Source organism: Streptomyces sp. WAC06614, from assembly GCF_003949795.1.
Classification (GTDB): domain Bacteria; phylum Actinomycetota; class Actinomycetes; order Streptomycetales; family Streptomycetaceae; genus Streptomyces.
Genome location: NZ_RPRY01000113.1, coordinates 1 through 21,146 on the forward strand (window position 1 = coordinate 1; position 21,146 = coordinate 21,146).

General features: G+C 70.0%; 17 protein-coding genes and 4 pseudogenes. 10 read left to right on the forward strand and 11 right to left on the reverse strand.

Going from position 1 to position 21,146, the window contains the following annotated elements; genetic code table 11:
- The 5 genes and pseudogenes from EF918_RS37010 to EF918_RS17265 form a co-directional block, all read left to right on the forward strand.
- Positions 1-596, forward strand: a pseudogene (locus EF918_RS37010) (hypothetical protein); the annotation flags it as partial.
- A 392-nt stretch (positions 597-988) separates the two neighbouring features.
- Complete coding sequence (locus EF918_RS38235) at positions 989-1,543, forward strand: hypothetical protein (RefSeq protein WP_260610292.1); 555 nt, start codon at positions 989-991, stop codon at positions 1,541-1,543.
- A 135-nt stretch (positions 1,544-1,678) separates the two neighbouring features.
- A pseudogene (locus EF918_RS39295) lies at positions 1,679-1,816 on the forward strand (Tn3 family transposase); the annotation flags it as partial.
- Positions 1,817-1,983: 167 nt separating this feature from the next.
- On the forward strand, positions 1,984-3,513 hold the full coding sequence (locus EF918_RS17255) for an alpha/beta hydrolase (RefSeq protein WP_125646627.1): 1,530 nt from the start codon (positions 1,984-1,986) through the stop codon (positions 3,511-3,513).
- Between the two features lie 716 nt (positions 3,514-4,229).
- Entirely contained in the window at positions 4,230-4,589 is a 360-nt protein-coding gene (locus tag EF918_RS17265) for a hypothetical protein (protein ID WP_125646634.1), read from the forward strand.
- A 179-nt stretch (positions 4,590-4,768) separates the two neighbouring features.
- Here the strand turns inward: EF918_RS17265 and EF918_RS17270 are convergent, their stop codons facing one another.
- The gene (locus EF918_RS17270; protein ID WP_125646637.1) at positions 4,769-5,200 is read right to left on the reverse strand and encodes a helix-turn-helix domain-containing protein; all 432 of its coding nucleotides are present in this window, start codon (positions 5,198-5,200) and stop codon (positions 4,769-4,771) included.
- A 96-nt stretch (positions 5,201-5,296) separates the two neighbouring features.
- Between EF918_RS17270 and EF918_RS17275 the strand changes: the two genes are divergently transcribed.
- Positions 5,297-5,647, forward strand: coding sequence for a DoxX family protein (locus EF918_RS17275; protein WP_125646640.1), 351 nt, complete (start codon positions 5,297-5,299; stop codon positions 5,645-5,647).
- Positions 5,648-5,810: 163 nt separating this feature from the next.
- Positions 5,811-6,148, forward strand: a pseudogene (locus EF918_RS17280) (transposase); the annotation flags it as partial.
- A gap of 34 nt (positions 6,149-6,182) precedes the next feature.
- On the opposite strand, the gene EF918_RS17285 reads toward EF918_RS17280, so the two are convergent.
- The 6 genes from EF918_RS17285 to EF918_RS17315 form a co-directional block, all read right to left on the reverse strand.
- Positions 6,183-6,941: a trypsin-like serine protease gene (locus EF918_RS17285; protein ID WP_185921784.1), complete on the reverse strand. Its 759-nt coding sequence runs from the start codon at positions 6,939-6,941 to the stop codon at positions 6,183-6,185.
- Positions 6,942-7,206: 265 nt separating this feature from the next.
- On the reverse strand, positions 7,207-7,479 hold the full coding sequence (locus EF918_RS17290) for a hypothetical protein (RefSeq protein WP_125646646.1): 273 nt from the start codon (positions 7,477-7,479) through the stop codon (positions 7,207-7,209).
- 775 nt (positions 7,480-8,254) lie between these two features.
- On the reverse strand, positions 8,255-9,535 hold the full coding sequence (locus EF918_RS17300; protein ID WP_125646653.1) for a GNAT family N-acetyltransferase: 1,281 nt from the start codon (positions 9,533-9,535) through the stop codon (positions 8,255-8,257).
- Positions 9,525-10,094 (reverse strand): GNAT family N-acetyltransferase, encoded by a 570-nt coding sequence (locus EF918_RS17305; protein ID WP_260610295.1) that lies wholly within the window; start codon positions 10,092-10,094, stop codon positions 9,525-9,527. Before EF918_RS17305 ends, EF918_RS17300 begins: the two co-directional genes overlap by 11 nt.
- 143 nt (positions 10,095-10,237) lie before the next feature.
- Positions 10,238-10,516 carry a helix-turn-helix domain-containing protein gene (locus tag EF918_RS37015; protein WP_125646683.1) on the reverse strand — a complete coding sequence of 93 codons (279 nt, stop codon included), beginning with the start codon at positions 10,514-10,516 and terminating at the stop codon, positions 10,238-10,240.
- Between the two features lie 12 nt (positions 10,517-10,528).
- On the reverse strand, positions 10,529-13,339 hold the full coding sequence (locus EF918_RS17315) for a glycoside hydrolase family 2 TIM barrel-domain containing protein (RefSeq protein ID WP_185921786.1): 2,811 nt from the start codon (positions 13,337-13,339) through the stop codon (positions 10,529-10,531).
- Positions 13,340-13,817: 478 nt separating this feature from the next.
- Here EF918_RS17315 and EF918_RS17320 point away from each other — a divergent pair, with 478 nt between their 5' ends.
- Positions 13,818-14,021, forward strand: coding sequence for a cold-shock protein (locus EF918_RS17320; RefSeq protein ID WP_125646659.1), 204 nt, complete (start codon positions 13,818-13,820; stop codon positions 14,019-14,021).
- 511 nt (positions 14,022-14,532) lie between these two features.
- Here the strand turns inward: EF918_RS17320 and EF918_RS37020 are convergent.
- On the reverse strand, positions 14,533-14,709 hold the full coding sequence (locus tag EF918_RS37020; protein ID WP_185921787.1) for a hypothetical protein: 177 nt from the start codon (positions 14,707-14,709) through the stop codon (positions 14,533-14,535).
- 811 nt (positions 14,710-15,520) lie between these two features.
- Here EF918_RS37020 and EF918_RS17325 point away from each other — a divergent pair.
- Complete coding sequence (locus EF918_RS17325; RefSeq protein WP_125646662.1) at positions 15,521-15,958, forward strand: 6-carboxytetrahydropterin synthase; 438 nt, start codon at positions 15,521-15,523, stop codon at positions 15,956-15,958.
- Between the two features lie 76 nt (positions 15,959-16,034).
- On the opposite strand, the pseudogene EF918_RS17330 reads toward EF918_RS17325, so the two are convergent.
- Positions 16,035-16,479, reverse strand: a pseudogene (locus EF918_RS17330) (IS5 family transposase); the annotation flags it as partial.
- Positions 16,480-16,651: 172 nt separating this feature from the next.
- Here EF918_RS17330 and EF918_RS17335 point away from each other — a divergent pair.
- Positions 16,652-16,921: a hypothetical protein gene (locus EF918_RS17335; RefSeq protein ID WP_125646665.1), complete on the forward strand. Its 270-nt coding sequence runs from the start codon at positions 16,652-16,654 to the stop codon at positions 16,919-16,921.
- Between the two features lie 1,604 nt (positions 16,922-18,525).
- On the opposite strand, the gene EF918_RS17340 is transcribed toward EF918_RS17335, so the two are convergent.
- Positions 18,526-18,993: a universal stress protein gene (locus EF918_RS17340; protein WP_125646668.1), complete on the reverse strand. Its 468-nt coding sequence runs from the start codon at positions 18,991-18,993 to the stop codon at positions 18,526-18,528.
- A gap of 446 nt (positions 18,994-19,439) precedes the next feature.
- On the reverse strand, positions 19,440-20,789 hold the full coding sequence (locus EF918_RS17345) for a beta-propeller fold lactonase family protein (RefSeq protein ID WP_185921788.1): 1,350 nt from the start codon (positions 20,787-20,789) through the stop codon (positions 19,440-19,442).
- Positions 20,790-21,146: the final 357 nt, after the last annotated feature.

A 21,146-nucleotide genomic window follows, 5' to 3' on the forward strand; every position in this document is an offset into this window, starting at 1 on the left:
ACAGCGCCCCCGCCCGGACCGGGGCCTCTGCGGATGCCGAGCTGCGGCAGGCCGCCGCCGCCTCCTACGACGGGGGCCCCACGGCGATCAGCGCCCTGGGCAAGCTCATGGCCGAGCACCCCGACGACGGTTCCCACCTCGGGCAGGTCCGCCAGATGGTGGGCGAGGAGTGGCCCGCAGGGGATCTGACCGTGGTGGCCCGTGACGTGTCCACGGGCGAGAGGAAACTCTTCCGCGGCGAGGTCCCGCTGTTCCTCGCCGTGGCCGCCTCATCGGCAGCCGCCGGACGTACCGGCCCCCTCACCGTCGGCGGACAGCAGTACATCGACGGCGGCTACGGCTCGCTCCTCAACTCCGACCTCGCCCGCGGTGCCGGCACCGTCTGGATCCTGGCCCCGGCGGGGCTGGGACCCTTCGTTCCGGAGACCGTGCCCGCCCGTATGCGCGAGGAAGTCGCCGACCTCCGCGCGACCGGAACCCACGTCGAACTGTTCACCCCGCACGGCACCTTCACCAACCTCGGCGCGTTCGCCGACGCCGGCCGGGCCTTGGACGACGGCGCACACGTCGCCCGCACCTGGCTCGACCAACCGTAGGGCACGGCACCGACCACCAAGGGCTGGTGGGGGGGGGTGTGCGACATGCGCCGCACGGCACAAGGGCGGGCCGTGGAGGCGGGCGACCTGGCAGTGCTCAAGCCCCTACGGACGCGCCTTCCGGGACCAGCGCTACGACGTGAGGGCGGCTGAGCCGCGTCGATCGGAGCCGACCGGCAACGGGCCGACTGGCCCGACAACGACGTGACCTGCTCGAACCCGGCAAGCGGCGCGGCCCCCCCGAGCACCAGGAGAAGAACACCCCGCCGGAGACGCTGCTGACGGCATCCAGTGCCTGGACTGGGCAGCAGTCCCCGAAGCAGAGCGGCAGACGCCACGAATGCGGGTACGCTCCCCTCACCACCCAGGACACGAGCGGGAGGCGGATCGTCATGGCGGAGCCGATGCACGCGGGCGAGCCCAGGCTGCCGCCCACCTACCCGCCCAAGTCGCCGCCGCCACCGAAGCGTCCGGTGGAGCCGCAGCGGCCAGACAACCAGGCTCCGACGGTCACCGCCCCGCTGCTGCCCGCCGTGCCCAGGCCGGCCCGCATGAGCGTCCGCAACCGCCGGTCGGCGAACTGGCCGCTCGCCGCCGACACATGGGCCGCCCAAAAGGCCGCACGCCACGTCACGGAGACCACCCGCTCCTGGGGCTACGCATACCCGCAGGACGAGACCCTGGCCGCAGCCGTGCAGCTGCTCGTGGCCGCCGTCCTCGCCGACGGTGGCAGGCGGCTCAGCCTCCACCTCGCCGACCAGGACGACCGGCTGCTCATCCTCGCCCTCAGCCACCGACCCGACCCCGACCCCCCCGACGACGACGCCCTGAACGAGCTCGCCGCCCTCACCGGCACCGTCAGCTGCGGCACCGACGCGGCAGCCGACGGACGACGGGCCTGGGTGCTGCTGGACACCACGACACCGCGGGCACGCACCCGCGCGTAACTGGCGCCACACTTTCCACCGCCCCGACCCGGACACGCGCTACCGGCACATCGGCCCACTGCTCTCCACCGACCTCCGCACCGCCGTCGGCCGGGAGGTGATCCGCCGCCACTGGCCCGATCTCATGCAGTCGCCCTGTCCGTCAAGCAGGGCACCGTCTCCTCCGTGACGGTGCTGCGCCGGCTGACCAACCGGTCCCGGAAGAACCAGGTCTCCCGAGCCTTCCACGAGGTCGGCCCCGCCGTCCGCACGATCGTGCTGCTGCGCCACCTGTCGGACAAGTCCACCCCAACGGCTGCACGATCGACGGTTGCCCGCACGAGCCGCGGGCCGCAGGCTGGCGAGCACCCCAGCACGTCGTGTCGTGACGTGGGTGCGCATCACTACCGCCTGACAGCCAAGCGTCCGGCCTCGGGAAGCCTCGGAAAGGAAACGTTTTCGTGCGCCGCAAACGCCTCGCACCTCTGCTCGCCACCGCGGGACTCATCGCGACCAGTCTGCCTCTGCTCGCGGCGACAGAGGCCACTGCAGCACCGGCGGGCCGGTATGAGGACCAGAAGCCCGCATGGCAGAGATGCAGCTCTGATCAGCCGGAGTCGCTCGAGTGCGCCACGCTCAAGGTTCCACTCGACTATCAGCGACCTGACGGGCCCATGATCGATCTGGCCATATCCCGGATCAAGAGCGCCGATCCAGCGAAGCGGCGAGGGGTGTTGCTCATCAACCCCGGCGGGCCGGGTGCGCCCGGGCTCACCTGGCCGCTCTACACGGAGAACTCACTGCCCAAGGACGTCCGTGACCAGTACGACCTGATCGGCTTCGATCCACGCGGCGTCGGAAGGTCCAGCCCGATCTCCTGCGGCGGCGGCGACTTCGATCAGCCCTACCGGCCGGAGACCTTCGACTCCGACAAGGCTCGGGCCAGGGCCGTCGCCGACGACTGCCGTAAGAACGCCGGCGAAGCGCTCCCCTACATCACCACCCGGAACACGGCGCGCGACATGGACACCATCCGCGAGGTGATGGGTGAGAAGAGGATCTCCTACCTGGGCAAGTCGTACGGCACCTACCTGGGCGCGGTCTACTCGCAGATGTTCCCCGAGCAGACCGACCGCTTCGTCCTCGACAGCGGGGTCGACCCGGCGCGCATCTGGCGGGGCATGCAGCAGGTCTGGGCGACCGAGAGCGAACCGGCCTTCACCCGGTGGACCACGTGGGCGGCCGAGCGGAACACGGAATTCGGACTGGGCGACAGCCCCGAAGCGGTGTCCGACACCTTCTGGGCGCTGGTGGCACGCGCCGACAAGGAACCGATCAAGATCAGCAGCCGGTACTGGCCCGCGGAGACCACCGGCGACGACATCCGCCGCGCCACGCGAGGGCAGGTCTTCTACCCCTCGTCCTTCTCCGAGACGTTCGCCATGCTCAAAGCAGCGGCCGAAGGCAAGCCGATGCCCGTCGGCACCGACCCCGCCAAGCTGAAGCTGCTGGATGGCAACCCTGGAGGCGTCCCCACAGGATGGGGCGGTGGAGGCGGGCAGTTCTGGCCCGTGCTGTGCGGGGACACCGCCTGGCCGGACAGCCCCGAGCAGTATGCGAAGGACGCGGCCCGGGACAGGAAGGACTACCCGCTGTACGGGGACATCGCCTCCCACATCAAGCCGTGCGCCTTCTGGAACAAACCGCTGGAGCCGGCCACACCGATGAACAAGGAAGCAGAGGTCCTGATCCTCCAGAACGAGTGGGATTCCCAGACCCCGCTGGCCAGCGCCCAGGGCCTCCACCAGGCACTCAAGGGCTCCCGGATGGTGACGGTAGCCGACGGCGAAGGGCACATCGCCTACGGGGGCGGCAGCTGTGCCGAAGCCCCGGCCAATACATACCTGGCGACGGGCCGACTGCCCGATAAGGATCTGACCTGCACGAACCCGGCGAGCGGCACCTCCGCGCACCAGGAGAACACCCCGTAGGCGGCACTGCTGAACGGCCCGACCAGTCATAGCAAGCCGCCGCGACCGACGGGATTGCGTGCTTGGCCCTGGGCGTGATCGCCCCAGCAGCGAGCGAGGCGTCCGCACGTTCACTGAGCCGCACCTCGGCAAATCCCGCTCATCTCACTCCTGCTGTCTGCGCGGTCCGGATCGTGCCCGCCCACGACGGCCTCACGGTCCTGCGGGCCGGCGAGCTGGATGCCGGGAAAGCTGAAATGGATCCTCCGGCCTCGTCCCGCTCAGCCTCCCCGCGCTCAGACGGCGCAGGTCGCCGGCGGACAGGTCTTCCTGGCCGCGGTTCCGCAGTTGCGCTTCGAGGTGTTCCTGCGGGTGTTGCCTGTTCGGCCGGTTGGCAGACCCGCCCCCGGGTGCTTCCGGCACGGCGCACGGACAGAGCCGGCTGCCTCGGAGACTGCACCTGCGAGCAAGCCACCGACCACACCGCTCGCCGACCATGGTGATGTTCCTTCGGTGGGCCGACCCGTCGGACGAGGACGAGGCAGTCGGGCGCCGGACCCTTCGAGGTTCGTATGTGTTGTGTGTCGGGACACGGACCCGACCGAACCATCAGGTAAGAGAGTTGATGTCCCATGCGTGCAAGGCAGGGTTTGGTCGTCGCGTTCGCGGCCGCGATGACAGCCGTCGCGGGCACCGCTACGGCCGCTCACGCAGCGCAGCCCACGGACGGGCACCTCATGCCCACGTTCATCGTGGACGCCCGCCAGTGGACGACGTACCCCTTCACCCTGACGAAACTCAGCACCGATACCAGCACGGCGCCGTTCATTCCCTTCAGCAAGTACCCGGTGCCTAAGGAAGGCGACCAAATACCCACTTGGGGTAACAAGACCTTCTCCTACTTCAACAGGGTGACCGGCAGCGAGATGAACACCGTCACCGAGTGGCAGATGGGTGGCCTGACTCTGACCATTACTCAGAAGACGGACAAGGCGCTGGCGACCTGCGCTCTCACGGGTGGCAACGCGCGGCTCTACTCGTGCTTCAATCAGGGCAGTCTTGACGGAGGAAACAGCTTCATGATCACTAATCGGTGAATGGGTGCGCGGACGTGTACGCCACCTGCTCCGGGTCCGGTTGCGGGAGCTCCTTCAGGACCAGGGGCTTGACCCCGAGGTGACGGGCGTCGTCGGCCTCTTGCAGGAAGGGCTCCGATCACGAGGACGGCCAAGTCTCCGGGGACGGCAGGGTCTACAGGTCCAGCCTCTTCTCTTGATCAGAAACGGCTCGGGTTCTCATCACCATGGGGAGTCTTCACCGGGGTCGCCTGATCTGCCCCGATGGTCCTGGCCGCCTCGGCTGCTTCCCGGAAGGTGACGACCGCCTCGCCGTTCTCCCGCGCCCATGCGGTGAGCATCCTGATGGGCTCCTCCAGGGTTCGCCCGAGATCGGTCAGGCTGTACTCCACGCGCGGCGGCGCCTCGGCGTACGCGTGCCGCTCGACCAGCCCGTTGGCTTGGAGTCGACGCAACGTCTGGGTCAGTACCTTGCGCGAGATGCCACCGCTCAGCTCGACCAGCTCGCCGTGGCGCAACGGGCCGTCGGTCAGCGCGAAGAGCGTGACCATGGACCACTTGCTGGCGATGATCTCCATGGCCAGGAGAGCGGGACAGTCGGCGAGGAAGGCAATTCCGGGGCGCAGGCTCATGCCCCGAAGGTTACCTGGAGGTACCTGACGGCCGCCTATCGTCGTCGAGGTGCGCACGCCCCCTTACCCGCATCTCGCACGATTGAGGTTTCAGTCATGTTCGTCTCCCTTGTCGTCGTCACCGCGTTCATGTCGGCGCTTCTCCTGGTATCGGCCGGGGCCAAGTCCCTGCGGACGCAGCACATCACCGAGCAGATGTCCACCCTCGGAGTGCCGCCGAGCATGATGACTTTCCTGATCGGCGCTCAGGTCGCGGGCGCGGCCGGTGTGATCGCCGGACTCTGGTGGGGACCCGTCGGAATCGCCGCCGCGATCGGCCTGACGCTCTACTTCGCCGGGGCGGTCGCCTCCCACCTGCGCGTCGGCGACCACAAGGGCGCACCTCCGGCGGTGGTCCTCACTGTGGCCTCCGTCGCCCTGATCGTGCTGCGCGCTGCCACCCTCTGACAGCGGACAGCCGGTCTGACGCCGGCCTTGATCGTGCCGAGTGAGGTTGGTCTCCGGTGAGGACGGTGTCGACAAACGAAGATCAGCCGGTGGCCGTGGGCCACAGCGTAGATCCTGGTCGGCGGCCATCGGTGGCCATCGGTGGCCATCGGTGTTCGAGGGCCTGAGGGGCAAGGCGGCGGGCCGGTTCGCCCGGGCGGAACCCCGCCGCCGAGCCAGGGCGTTCGCACTGGGGCTGCTCGCGGACCCGCCAGGGAAGAACTGCTGGACGATCGCCGAGCACGCCGGTGTCGCCCGCCCGGCCGGCGTGCGGTTCAGCGCCAGTCCATCGGAACCGCGGGCCGGATCGAGAACTCCCAGGTCGCCGTCCACCTCGTCCACGCGAGTGCGGCCGGACACGCCGCCATCGACCGCCGCCTCCACATCCCACGGTCCTGGACCCAGGACCCGCAGCGGTGCCGCTCGGTCGGCATCCCCGACGACCTGAGGTTCGCGAAGAGATACGCGGGAGAAGCCGGTTCATCTCCGACCGGGATCAGTGCAACTGCTCTACGGTCCGGCCGATCCATTCCCGGTACTGGGCCACATCGGTGAAGGAGGAGAGGGAGTGCGTGCTGTTGCGCATGCTGGATGACACCACCCCAGCGAGCTGCCAGCCGCCGTCGCCGGACTTCACGACCAACGGGCCACCGGAATCGCCGGGCCCGGCTCCGCGGAACATGTCATCCTCGAACCGGAGTTTATCGTTCACCTTCTCGCTCAGCGGTAGCGTGAGTTCCTGGAGCGTCTCCGGCTCGCACAGCTTGTCGCTGCACATGTTGCCCCACCCCAATATCCGCGCCGACGTGCCGGTCGGCGGCGTCCTGCTACTGAGCGGGGCGGGTGGGCTGTGGACCGGCTCTTCCAGCTTGAGCAGGGCAAGGTCGGGCCCGGAGAAACCGGCACCTTCCGTGAACTTGGCATCGGGGTGCTTGACGATTTCCGCGATCGTGGCGACCGCGCCACCCTCGCCCGCCGCGAGGCTACCGATCCGAACCTGCATGTCGTCCTTCGGTACGTGGCCGTCCCCCACACAGTGAAATGCTGTCAGGACCCATTCACTGTCGATCAGCGTGCCACCACAGAAAGCGCCTTGCTCCGTCTGGAGGGAGGCCATCCAGGTCTCGGGTGCGGGAGCGTCATCACCTCCTATGACGGCGTGTGCGGGAGCCGCCAGGGCGACGACCCCGGCAAGGGCCGCAAGGGAACCGGCAATCGCAGGACGCCGGCCGTTCCAGTTCTTGGTGAGCCGCATGGAGCGATCTATCTCTCTGGTGGTGAGTTTTCCCGGACAGAGTTGACAGGCCGGTGAGTTCCCGTGGGAGCCTGCCGCCTCTTCGCGCATCGTGCAGCGGGCGCTGACTTCCTGGAGTCGTGTACCCCAGCAGCAGGCCTTCGGGCCGCGGCCTGGGCAGGAGGAGGCGCCTCAATGCCCCTGCGGGCGCACATGATGCGTGCCCCTCCGCCCAGACCGGCGTACATCTGCTGCCCTGATGCCACGAGCCTGGGCCCGCTGGCGGCTACTTGTCCGCGGGGACGGGGGTGGTGATGTCGTCGCCGTTGGCGTCCTTGGCGGGGCCGTGCGGGGTGCCCTCGGGAGCGGAGACGGTGACGTTCTTGCCCGGCTCGTGCTGGGTGCCGTCGGGAACGCTGATGGTGTGGGCCGGTGTGCTGGGGCCGGCCGCGGCCGCGTACGCGCTTCCACCGCCGATGACGCTCAGGAGGACGGCGGCGCCCAGGATGGCGGTGGTCCTGCGGTTCGGGACGCGGTTCAGCGACGGTCGATGGCCCACGCCGGGAGCCGGCCGACGTCCTCACCGAGGGCGTCGGCCATCAGGGCGAAGCCCGGCGAGCACGTGGTGGGGGTCGGCGCGGGCGAACCGGTCGTCGACCTCCTCCAGGAGCGGCCACGGGCCGTAGCCGAATCCTCGGCGAGGCCGGCCATTGCGTGGTGACGTCCGCCAGCTGCCCCGGCCCCGTCGGCTCCGGCACCGGCACCCGCCACAGCTCACGGGGAGGATCTCGGCGCCCGCCAGCAGTCGCACTTCGGCGCTGAGGTGGTTCGCCGACCGGCGGGGGTGGCCCGGGGTGCATCGCTCCAGCAGTAGTGCGTGGTGGCCTCGGTCCTCCGGCAGGAGGCGTACGGACCTGTGTCCGTCCCACAGGCACAGCGCCTCGGCCTCGCCGACTGCTGCGCGGTGAGGCTGGCTGATCTTCAGTACGGCGGGGCCCGTCCGGCAGGTGGCGGGCGCCCCCCACGAGCAGCTGCCGCCGTGGAACGGGGCCTGAAGGTGCAGGGACCATCTGGCGCGCATCCGGGCCACGGTCCGGGGCAGCCTTGTCCAGTCAGGCACGTCCGGGGCCGCTCCCGCCGAGGATGTCCATGGTCGGGAGGGTCGAGGGGAACAATTCCGCTGCCACCGCATCTCTCCCGCCGCAAACGGCCCCGGCTCGTGGGTGAAGACGACGGAGCGGGAGAGATGCGGGGCTGCCGGCCGGCACGAGTGGCCGGGGCTCTGTGCGTCGTCGGTGCCGGGAGGGTCTCCGGCGGGCAGATGCCGGCCGGGGTCAGAAGCCGATGGCGTTGTGGGGTGCCTGCGGCGCGGTGAGCATGGCCGTGGCCCGGCCCAGAGCGCCGCTGGTGTGCTCGTCGATCAGACCCGCGGCGGCGAGCGGCCCCAGAGGAGTGCCGCCGAGGTAGACCGCCCCGAGGGTTGTGGCGCCCAGCGACAGGTCCGCCGACGCGCTTCGGGGCGCCCGCCGGCAGTGGGCGCCGTCCGGTCCGCCCTCCAGGTGCCAAAGGCCCTGGTTCCACGGGCAGAACGGGTCGGTGACCTCGACCACGAGCGAGCCCTCCACCGCGTACGTGCGGTGGGCCAGGGCAGCGGGGACGTCGATCAGCCGGACCCACAAGTCGTCGCTCTGCCGGGTGATGCGCAGGGCGCGGGGGTCGGCGAGCTGCCAGCGCAGTACTTCGTCGACGGGCCGTTTGCCTGCGACGATGCGCCGGGTCAGGTCGAGGCCGGTCAGGAAGGCCCACACATCCGTGTAGGCAGCGGCCGAGGCGGCTTCCAGCCAGTCGACCTCCACCGTCCCGGCAGTCGCGGGGTCCGGAGACCAGGGGACACGGTAGACGGCTGCGCCGTCCGCGGTGCCGCTGCCGTCGTAATGGAGAAGGTACTGCCAGGCACCAGTACGGGCGGCCCGGCCGTCCCACAGTCCATGATGCGCGCTGACCTCTCCCACCCGGTGCTGCCGAACCTGGTCGTGCAGGCTCGCCCACACTGCCTTCGCCGCCCCGGCGTCGACCAACTCGATCCGTCCCTGCTGCTCGTGCGGGTACGGTCGCCCGGCCTGGGCGACGTCCAGTTCCCAACGGGCCTGGTAGGTCGCCGGACCGAAGCCGTACCGGCCGTAGATACGGCCCTCGGCCGCGCTCAGCGTGGCCAGCGCCTCGCCCCGCTCGTGACAGTCGTCGACCAGAGCGCGCATCATCGCTCGCAGCAGGCCGCGCCGCCGGTGGGTCGGCAGGACTCCGACCGCGGTCAGCCCGCCCATCGGCACCGGACCGGCTCCGGGCACAGTGACCTCCAGCGACAGCATCTGCGAGGTCCCCACCAGCCGGCCGTCCACGAACGCGGCCCGCGCACGGTCCAGATCACACAGCCCCGCCGCGGCCTTGACCAGGTCCTCGCTGCTGGCCGGCTCGTCGAACCTCGGAGCGGCGCCCAGGCCCGAGTGCCAGGCCGGTGGTTCCGGCTCCCAGCTCGGCGTGCCCGCGTAACCGGGCACGATCCGCAGGAACTCCACCGCCTGCTCCGGCACGAGGGGGCGGATCTCAACGCTCACCGTGTCCGCCTTCCCGACCGGCTACGAGGTCACCGGCGAGCAGGTCGAGCAGGAGCCCGTCGCGCCACTGCCCGGCATCGTCCTTCCAGTACTGGCGAAGCACTCCCACGCGGTGGAAGCCCACCTTCTCGTAGCAGCGGATGGCGGCGGTGTTGTCGACTGCGGGATCGATCGTGATGCGGTGCTGTCCGCCGGGGCCGAGCAGCCAGCCGACCAGGGTGCGCAGGGCATCGGTGCCGTACCCGCGGCGGTGGTGGTCGGGGTGGAGGAACATGTCGACCGTGGCGTAGGGGCACACCGGCGAGTCCTCCGCCCACCACTGGATCATTCCCACCACCGTGCCCTCGACGGTGATCGCGAGGTGCCGGTGATCGGGCCGGCCCAGATCGCCCTCGACGTCCGGCCAGCCGTTCCTGGTCCACCAGCGGGCCACCTCCTCGCAGGCCAGGGCAGCGCGGAAGCCGGGTGCGTCATCGGGCGTCGCACGACGCAGCACGACTGAACGGCCGTTGAGGGGATCCATGCCGGTCACATTCTCACCAAAGCGGCGAAAGTTCACATGAATAACCCTGATCAGAGGCGGATCCAGCAAGTCCGGCCCCTGTGGAGATGCCCGCTGCGGTCCCCTCCACACCGGAGCAAGGGATCAACGTGAGCAGACCGCGAAGGTCCCGCGGTGCGGGCCGTACGGCGGCGTCGTGGTCAGCCGGCCCGTACGCGCAGTACGGGTCGCCGGGCGAGCTTCGCCCCTTCGCGGCGACGGCTGCGTTCGCGTGCGGCGGCATCGACCGCCGCTGCCCGGCAGCGGACGCGGCCGCCGTCACGGGCGATCTCCCGCGAGACCGTGGAGGCGGAGCGGCCGAGCCGCCTGGCCACCTGTCGTGCTGTCCCGCGGCCACGACGATCAGGCTGGACGACTCGGTGATCCTCCGTGGCGGGTGCGTCGATCCCGTGAGCCCGCCGTCGTTCGCCGACACTCAGCGCCGGCGGTCGTCAGCCCTGGCGGATGGGAATGTGACCCGAATCCTCGAGGGACGCGTTCCAGCCGCTGATCAGGAGTTCGGTCTGCTCATGCAGATTCTCGTGGAAGTGCCCCTGGACGGTTCTGCTCTCGCCCGGCAGGAGGGTGAGGTAGTTGTCCGTCAGGAAGAACGGGGTGACCCGCTTGCCGCTCCGGGCACCGACGAGTTGGATCCGTACGTGGAAGGCGATGACGTCGCTGTGATTGCGCAGGACGATCTCCACGGTGCCCTCGCTGCTGCCTCCTCTCGTCGCGTGTGCGGTGACATGTGAGCGGGCGAGGTTTCGCAGGGGGGCGTAGGCCAGGTCTGGCTGGGGGCCGGGGGCGTTGTAGAGCCAGTCCGTGTTGTCCGCGACGAGGCGCCCACGGCGGTCCCTCAGCTGGAGCTTGACGAGCTGGAAGGCATTGGGGGTCAGGACGTCGGCGAGACTGGTGACCGTCTGCTGGCCGGCGGCGGGGACGGAACCGATGTCCTGCTGCCGCGTCTTGTCCTCGATGACGCGGCCGTCGGGGCCGACGACGGTGATGGTCAGGTGGGTGGGCTTGCTGTCCTGCCGGGTGTTGTTGACGACGGCGACGGCGAGGTTGCTGAGATCGAGCTGGGGGTGGAGAGGCTCTCCCGCTTTTCGGACCCCCCAGTATCCGCCGGTCTGTTCCAGATGCCAGTCGTAGAGCTGCCCTCGAAGGCCTGTCCAGCCGGGTGCGGAGCGCCAGATGACACCACCGGTGTACCAGCGCCACATCGCGGCGTTCCGGCCTTCGAACATGGCTTTGTACTGCTGGTACTGGGCTGCCTGAGCCTGCTCGCAGAATTCGTCGAGCGTGGCCGGCTGCTGGTAGAGCACCAGTTGGTCCTTGGTCGTGCTGTCCCCGGCGAAGAACGGGATCCACAGGTGGAAGTTCCACGCTTTGTTGGGTGGCCAGGTGGCTTGCGTGACCTTGGGGAAGTCCTCGGCATCGGCCTTGCTCATGATCGCGCGGATCGTCTCCGCGACGGGGGTGCCGACGGATCCGGTCTCCGGGGTGAACGGCTGAGGCGCGCCGGTGCTCGTCCGGTGTTCCGTCCAGGTTCCGTCGAAGAACTGAAACGGGTAGAGAATCCCGTAAGGGCCGTCGGAGAACTGCCCGCCGGTTCCGAGCCCCGCGTCCGGGTCGGTGGAGTAGGAGACGTAGGGGCGTGTTCCGTCCTCGGCCTGAACGAGCGCGGAGAGCCGGCTGTCGAGGTCGCCGGGGGGCGGCCCCTCGTTGCCGCCGACCCACAGGCACAGGCTCGGGTGGTTGCGCAGCATGCGCACCGCGTCCCTGGCGCTGTCCAGGAAGAGCTGCCGATCGGCAGGGTTGCTCGATCCTGCGGTGCAGTCGGCCGTCACCCAGAACTCCTGCCAGACCAGCACGCCGTACTTGTCGCACGCCTGGTAGAACTCGGGCCGCTCGGTGATGCTCCCGCCCCAGACCCGGATGAGGTTCAGATTGGCCTGCTGGTGCAGCCGGACCTGGTCGTCGTAGTTCCTGGCGGACAGCCTGAGCAGGGCGTCCGCCGTGACCCATGCGCCTCCGCGGATGAAGACCGGAGTCTTGTTCACGGTGAACTTGCGTCCCGTGGTGGTGGGGTCGACGGCGGAGGACAGCTCACGGATACCGATGTCCGCCCGATACGTCTGCGACTGCCGGCCCTCGCCGAGGAGATCGACCGTCACCGGGTACAGGTGAGGGGTTCCGTAACCGTGAGGCCACCACAGCTGCGGGTCGTCCACGGTCACCGCAGCGGTCAGTACCTTCGTCTCGCCGGCCCCTACGGTCACCGGATCGCCCTTCACCGTCCGCTTGCCGATGCGTACCTGCAACTGCGCAGGGAACGCGGTGGCCGCCGTATTGCGTGCGGAGGCAGTGACCGAGACGACCGCTCGTGTCGCGAGGCTGCCCCGCCATGCGATCTCGGTGGTGATCTTCGGATCGGACGCGAAGACGACGGGCCCGGTGAAATTCAGGCTGACCCGGTCCCACAGGCCGGTATTGCGGTCCCGGACAGGCTGCCAGAAGTCCCATCCCGCGGTCACCTGCGCGGTGACGCTGCGTCCGATGAGCTGGTCCCCACCCTGGCAGCTCGTTCCCGCGGGCTCGAACTCACCGACCCCTGAGCGAGGGTCACCGGGCGGGTCGGGCGGCGTCACCAGAACGGCAAGTACGTTCTCCCCGCCCGGTCGTACGGCACCGGTCACGTCCAGCTTGCGGCGCAGGAACATGCCCGTCAGCGGTTCCGGAGTGATCCGGGAACCGTTCAGGTACACATCGGCCTTGTAGTTCACGCCTCGCAGATCCAGGAACACCCGGCCGTTGTGCCTGCCAGCCGTCTTGGGCACGTCGAGACGGGTGCGAAACCAATACGTGTACTGGCCGACGCCCACTTCCCCGGCATCCGGGATCTGCAGGTTGTTCAGCCCGAAGTACGGGTCGGGCACCAGACCCCTGTCGGCGAGCGTAGCCAGTACCGTCCCGGGAACCCTGGCCCGGATCCATCCGTCCACCGAGAATCCGGTGCCGGGGCCGCTGAAGCGTTCGCCAGAATCTCCGGCAGCGAGCCGTTTGGCCAGCCAGCCTTCCTCAACAGGGACGGTCGAGGGTTCTGCCCAGCTGCCATCGGGTGACGTAGCAGGGAGCACAGGAACAGCACCTGCCTCCGGTCCGGTTGCTGCAGCCACGATTCCGGCCGCAGCAGCCGATGCCCCACTGACCGTCTTCAGCACAGACCGCCGGTCGATGCCGCAGCCCACCTGTTCCGACATCCGGAATTCCTCTCGTCCGCACAACACGATCCTGGCCGGCATCTGTGATCGTTGCGGTCGATGCCGGCGAGGGCCCCGGCCGACACCCGTGGTGCACACGCATGCAGCAACGCTCGATGACGGCCGCAGCGAACAAGGAAGAGAGAGGGGACGGGCAGGGAGTTTCGGCGTACGGTCCTCGACCCCTGATCCTGGCCACCGGCCGAGCCCCCGACGGCCCAGCTCGGAGGGCCGCTCGCCCGCGGGGACAACGCCCAGACCCTGCAAACGAGCGGCCTGCTCGGCGATCGGTCACCCGCCGGGCCAGGGGGCCTACGGAGGGCAATGCAGGTGCTTCGGCCGTTTCCCGGCGGCGCGCGCACAGAACGAGTCGAGTCGGCCCGACGGCACCCAGGTCCGGGCCCGCCCTTGCCTAGCATGATCACTTGAGCTGCGGGCCGTCCGGCCTCGCAGCATGCTGGCTTCCTAGGGAGGGCACATGGCCACGGGCACGGTGAAGTGGTTCAACGACGCGAAGGGGTTCGGTTTCATCACCCCGGAGGGCGGGGGCGACGACCTCTTTGCCCACTTCAGTGAGATCCGGGTGGAGGGCTTCAAGACCCTGCAGGAGAACCAGAAGGTCGAGTTCGAGGTCAAGACCGGCCCCAAGGGCATCCAGGCGGCCAACATCAGGCCCCTGTAGCCTTCCGCCGCTGTAACGCTCGGCTGACCACAGGCGTACGCGGCCCCGTGACCTTGCCCATGCGGCAGAAGCGGCGGAGGCGGCGGCCCGAGCAGGGCTCCCGAGCACGCCTGCGGGCCGGCCGGCCCGCAGGCGCCGGGTGACGGCCGAGAACCTGCGCGCGGCCTTGACCCGGCCGGCTCCGGGCCCCGTGGCCACCTTCGACGCCGAACGCGCCACTGCGGTGGCCCGGGCTCGGGAGCAGGTCAGCTCCGCCCCGATGCGCCGATTCCTGCGCCGGCGGGCCTGTCCGTGGCATCGAAAGCCATCCCACCCGGGCCGCCCGCCTGCGCGCCGGGCATCAAGCCGCCGCTGCCCCGACCCCGGCACCGGCACGGGAGATCGCCATGGAGATCGGCCGCATCCTCGACAGGGCTCATCGTCGCCCTGCACGCCCGATCCCGGCCCTGTCCCGGGCGGGCGCGCGCGGAGCCCGGGCCTGTGATCGGCCCGGGCTCCGGGTGGCGCGCGGTCAGTGGCGGTCGCGGCAGCTTCCCTCGGTGGGTTCGAGGGGGCCCGGCACCAGCAGGTAGTGGGTGAGATCGGTCAGCATCCGGCTCACGGGGTCCGGGGTTCCGGCGGCCTGCTTGCGGCCCTTCGCCGTCCGTGCGGTCGTCGCGGTGCGGCCCCTGTGGATGATGTTGCGCATGAGCGTGCTCCTCGTCTCGCGGGCGTGTCTGCCGCCGCTGGGGCCGGTTCGGCCGCCGTCGGTACGGCTCTGCACAGGACGTCCCGCGCTGCCACCGATACTCCGCCGGTCCCCCCGGCGGTTCACCATCCGAACGGCTGAACCGCCGGGGGAGGCGCGCAGGGGCCGTTCCGGCGGCTGCCGGGGTACGCGGACCTCAGTGACGTCTGCGGCCACCGCCGGACGTCGGCGGAGCCAAGCCCGGCCAGGTCGTCGAACGCCCGGGAGGCCGAGCTGCACGAAGCCGTCCTGACGCGGCCCCCTGGCAACCACCTCCAGGGGCTGCGCGACCTCGGCACCCTGGACCAGGCAGGTGTCCCCCTAGCGTCCAGGGTGCATCGGGGAGGTGGAGGAGGGACACTGGAGGCAGCCGCCGGCCAGGTGCTCGGCCGTGGGAGAGATTGCCGCTGGTCGTGCGGAGGCCTGCCCTCGAGTCGGGAACCAGGACAGATCAACCGGCGTCGCCGAGGCCGGAGACCCCCTGGGCCTGTCGGCTTCCAGCTGCGGGGCTTCACCGGCCGGCCTTCTGACCAGCGGCTACGGCGTCGGAGGAGCTGGAGCAACTGATGGGGGAATGTCTCGCCTCGTGCCGCGGGCGTTGCCGTCGTAGCAGCACATGGACGCACGAGGCTGAGAGGCGTCTGCCGTCAGGGCATGCTCGCCCGGGCAAGGGAAACGCGCGTGGACTCTCCGCGCCGGAGGCCGTTGAACGGAGAGACCACTTGGCATCGGACGTAGGTCGCTGCACTCGTCGGTGAGCTTGAGGTGTGCCATGACCATCACGATCGAAAAGATCTTCCGCTTCGATGCGGGGCACCGTGCGCTCGGCTTCAACTATCACAAGGAAGAAGCGATCCACGGGCACACCTGGACTCTGCGGATCGTGCTCGCAACCGACAAGGAACTCGGCAGCGGTAAAACGATCATGGACACCAATGATCTTGCGCTGGCCGTCAAGCCGATCATCGCAAGGGTCGACCACTCCTTCATCATCTGGGATGCGGACCCCATCTACGCGGCAATGCGGGCCCTGTGCGAGGAAGCCGACATCCTCGACCAGCTGACCACAGTTGACTTCAACCCCACCCTTGAAGGCATGGCAGAGTATTTCTACCGGCAGTGCAACGAAGCACTGTCCCTGACGGACTGCCGAATTGCCCGGGTGGAGTTGGAGGCAACCGCCACACTTCGGGCCACCTACACCCCCTGACGCGGCTGCGAGGGCGGAGGGTACTGGGGGCGAGGGCCGAGAATCGGTCGCGCGGCACAGCGAAGGGGCCCACGACGTTGCGACGTTTGTATGTGTCACGGTCGAAGGCCGGCGGGCGGCCGCCGAAGCTGCCTCGGCGGCGCGGTTGCGGACCTGGTCGGCCCGTTCGGAGGTCGTGTGTCTGATGCCGCGGCGTCGCAGCCGAGTGCGGATCGCTTTCGAGCTGTAGGCCTTGTCGCCTATGACATGGGTGGGTCGGGTCCGGGGCCGGCCTGGGCCGGGTCGGGGCACCCGAATCGCGTCCATCACCGCGGTGAGCTGGGTGCAGTTGTTGGTGTTCCCGCCGGTCAGGACGAACGCGAGCGGGCGACCGGGCCCGTCGCAGGCGAGGTGGATCTTGGTGGTCAGCCCCCCTCGGGACCGGCCGAGGGCGGGGTTGTGGAGCCCCTTTCTCCGGCGCCGGCCGCGTGCTGGTGGGCGCGGACGACGGTGGAGTCGATCGACACCAGCCAGTCGAAGTCGTCCGCCGCGTCGGTTTGCGCCTGCGCTGCATGGAGCATCCGGTCGAACGTGCCCGCCTGGTCGACCACGACGAGCACCGTTCCGTACATGGCTTGCAGCTTGGCGAACGTCGAGAACGAGGCGATCGTGGTCGCCCCGAGGCCGATCCACAGGCCCGGCTAGGATTCGGGCATGACTCACTCGGGGGATCGAATACATACCATCACCACACGCGGTCAACTGGCCGCGCTGGCCCTCCTGCTGGTCGCCATAGCAGTACTGGCGAAGTGGCACGACGGCCCGGTCTTCTGGTGCGGTGCCCTCCTCGGCCTCGCCGGTATCGGCGGCTACTTCACCCGCTTCGACAGCCCCCGCGGCGCAGCCCAATGGCTCCTCGCCGCCGTCGGCTTCTGCATGGTCGCCATGTTCACCCTCCAACTCCTGATCGGCATCCTGTCCTGACCGCAAACGACCACGGACGCCGACACGGGCACGCGACCCCGGCCGCCAATTGCAGTCCGCGCCCCGGTGCGTCGTCCGCAGCACCTCCCCCCACTGCAGGTCACTCAGGCCTGCCCCTGCGGGGCACCCTCAGGAGGCGCTCGCGCTCCTCTCGACGGCGCGCCGCTCCCACTTGCGGCCGATGCTGCGGATCAGGCGCCGGGTAGACCCTCCAGGTAGCGGAAAGGCTCGGCTGCGATCTGTTCCGTGGCCGGGTGCAGCAGCGCGGCAACACGATGGGCGACGGCTCCAGGGCCGGCTCTCTCCCCCCTCCCCGGGCTGCCGAAAAGGCAGCGCCGTCGGGGCGCCGCCTTACCGCCACCGGAAGCTGTTGGCGGCGTCGGAGGAGGTGCGGCATTCGAGCGGATCCGGCACGTCTCCGGGACTACGCGTGACGCCGCAGGGGGAATTCCGCGGCTTCGTCATCCGTGCCTGGCACCAGCTGTCCGCCTGGAAGTGACTGCCGGCGACGTCCCGCTGCTCGGCCAGGCCCCGGCCGCGGCCGCCCACTGACCGCAGGCCCGCGCCGACGAAGGGAACCCTCCGGGGGTCGGCACGGCCGGGAATGCCCGGCTGCCCAGTTCGTATGCAGCAGCCGGTGGAGACGTCGTCGGCGTCGGGATGTCCGCGTGCGCCATGCCTACGAGCACGTGGCCCGTGAGGCCCGGTGTGACCGCGCCGATCCTGGGCACTCGACTGCCGGGCTGCGCACCGCCGTCTGCCCATCCCGGCCGACAGAAACCCCGGGCACTCGAGCACCTTGCACGCACAAGTGGGGGAGCGGCTCGCTGCGGGTGGCAGCCGGCCCTGCGGACCCTGGCCTTCGTCTGCCCGTGCCGTCCACGCCGAGCGCCCCGGCTCTCTGCAAATCGTTCGGGCAGACCCCTATCCCACAGGGCCTGCAGGTGCAACACTCTTCGATGTGACGCCCCCCACATAAGTGTTCGACCGTCATGCGATCGGTCCTGTCCCACCCAACAGGACCCTCGCGAAGCGACGAGCTCAACAGCCCCCGCCACTAGGGCTGTTGAGCTCGCCGTCAGGGTCGTGCGTCAGCACCCTGCCATACCGGCCGCCCTGCCGCAGTCGTGCCCGTCCGGAACCGGACAACATGCAGACCGAACGATCGTTTGGGCAGGCCAATGACGGTGCCGGGCCCACGCGGCTGGCCGCCCACGGCTCTGGTCCGGTCCAACGCAGCGTGCATGACCAGCGGGGACTCCTCGGGGTCCTGCCTACGGCACGCATCTGCGGCTGAAAGTGCGTCCCTCGACCAAGGACGGGGACGCGGGCTTCCTGACTGAACGGCGTTTCCCCTCGCTCACGGTCCCAGACGGGTGTCTTGGCGGCCGGGGTCGCCAAGGGTGGACGGAAGTCCACAGCTTCGGGCCCGCGCACCGAAATCAGCCCGAAAGCGCCCTGTCGTGCACGGCACTCCTCGACGAGCGGGACCCGCGGCGCGTCGGGCCCTGCAAGGACCGGCACGATCTCGACATGCGTGCCAGCGGCTTGGGCCGGCCGGCAGGGCGCTGCCACCGCCCACTGCACACCCGGCTTCCTGCCGTTCAGGTCTCCCGCATGTGGAACGGCACGGCACCCGGCTGGTGCCGCAGCGTGGGAAGGGGAACGACCAGCACAGGGCAGGTGGCATGCGTCATGCAGTACCGGGCGGCGCCACGCCCGATCAGGCGGCGACGAGGCGCGCCGACGACCAGGAGCTCATCGTCCCGGTCCGCGGCGTGTACGAGAACCGGTCCGGCGCCGCCCAGGAGCACGCGGGGAGTGAGGCGCACCCCAGGAGGCCGGCCCCCCGTTCCGAAGGCGGACTCGAGCATGAAATTCATCGATTGCTCCGCCGCAGCCAGCTCCAGCCCCACGAAGTCGACCGTGTAGTGGCTGAGGGACGTCGCGTGCACCACCTGCACTTCGGCACCGCATCGGCGTGCCTCGCGCACCGCCCGGTGCAGTGCGGTGATGCTGCCCAGGGAACCGCTGAGCCCCACGGTGATCCGCCGGTAGTCCCCGTCCGTCATGAAGAATGCATCTCTCTCCTGTGTTGCCTGCGTCGCTCACGGTCGGCGAGGCCGTCTCGCCCTGACCGGAGGGGGGGCGGACGAAGTAGCCGTTTCACGCATCGGCGGCATCGGGTCCCGAGAGGCGAATGTCTGACTGCAGCACGGTGGTGACCGAGCACGGACAGTTGCCAGGGCTCCGTCTGCCGGGCGCAAACGAGCCTCGCACGGTGTGGGCGTGTCCGCATATGACCCATCAGGCGATGCACCGGACGACGGCCGGATCCTCCGATCGGGCCGCCCCTGGGGCACACACGGGAGCCGTGGTTGCCGGATCGGACGCCGAAGCGGGGGCGGCCGGTGGCGGGATCGCCGGCAGGGCTCCGGAGGAGCGGTTCTCGGTCGCCCTGTCCGGCCGGCAATCCGTAAATGCGGCCCCAGCGAAGGTCCGCTTGCCCCTGAGCCCCCTACCGGACCTCGGGGATGCGGCGACACGTCGTCGCGGTGGCAGGCGCGTAGCCGCCGGCGCCGTTGAAGGTGGCGGTGTAGCAGATGCGCCCGGTGTGCGGGTACCGGTCGTGACAGGTGACCCTACCCCTCCGATCGGTCAGCGGGGTGCACAGCGCAGCGGAGCCGGCGGTGGACGACGTGAAGGTGACGACCTTGTTCCTCAGCGGCCTGCCGTTCGCCGTCAGCTCGGCGCGCAGGGTGATGCGGTCCGGGTTCACCGCTCCGCGCGGACCCTTCCCCTCCTTGGTCACCTTCAGCCGCAGGTCGGTGTCACCCAGCGAGGCGGGAATGGGCCCGGCCGCCAGGCCGACGGGGCCCTCGATCCAGCTGCTGTCGAGCGTGTTGACGACCTCCGGTTCCTGGAGGTACGCGCCGATCCGCGACACCGTGCTGTCGCCGAAGTTGGCGACGTAGACGTAGTTGCCGTCCGAGCTGTAGACCACGCCGAAGGGCCGGTCGCCGACGGAGACGGTGGCGGTCACGGCCTGGCCGGCGGGGTCGATCACCAGCACGGCGTCGTTCTCGGTGTCGGTGACGTAGACGTCGGAACCGGACGGCCCCGTCGCCACGCCGTAGGGGGTGCTGCCCGGCAGGGTGAGGGTGCGGATCACCGCGTTGGTCGCGGTGTCGATGACCGACACCGCCCCCGTGCCCGCGCCGTTGAGCCCGGCGACGTAAGCCCGGGAACCGTCCGCGCTGAAGGCCACCTGCTGCGGGTCCTGGCTGACCGGGATGGTGGCGATGACGCGCGGGACGGTGAGGCTGGTGTCGATGACCACCACATTGCCGTCGCCGTTGGTGACGTACGCGCGGGGGCCGGTCGGGGTGACGGCGGTCGCCACGCCGAAGGGGTCCTCGCCGACGTCGTCCCGCACGGTGGCGGTGACCCGGTTCGTGCCGGTGTCGATCACGGACACGGTGTTCGAGGACGTGTTCGCGACGTAGACGTGGTTGCCGTCCGGCGTGACGGCCAGGCCCTGGGGCAGTTGGCCGACCTGGACCGTGGCGCGGGGCTCATCGGTGGCGGCGTCGATGACCGTCACGGTGTCCGCGCCGGTGTTGGCCGAGTAGGCGACGGTGCCGTCCGGCTTGACCGCCACCGCCGTGGGGTTGGCGTCGACGTTGGCGATGCCGGTGACGTCGTCGTAGTTGAGGTTGGCCACAGACACGTAGGGCGATGACGCGGCCGACGTGGAGTTGGCGATGTACAGGTACTCGTTCGGATTGCCCGAGGGCTGGGCAGCGGCGGACGGGGCCGCGGCCGACGGGGCGGCCAGAGGGGTGGTCAGGGCGAACGCGGCCAACACGACCGCCAGGCTCGTCGACCAGGCTCCGACGCGCGTCCTGCGCGCGGCCCCCGGGCGGCATCTCCGCCCCGCGGGCTCCCGCGGGACCTCGGACACTGCGGTGTCGGGCATCTAGTCCGCCTCCTCCGGTGCGATGGGGCCGTCATGTCTGCGACGGACGGCTGCGGCGGCAGACGGTAGCGCCTGACGAGGGGCCGGGCGGGTACGCCACTCCCCGTGAGGGCCGTTCAGGCGGATCGATTCCGCACTTCCAGTGCTGCTGCCGACCCTGGCCGCCGACAGCTCCGAGGCGCCCCCGAGCCCTCCGGCGCCCTCAGCGCCCCGCTCCCCATGGGGTCTCGGTGCCCATGTGCCTAC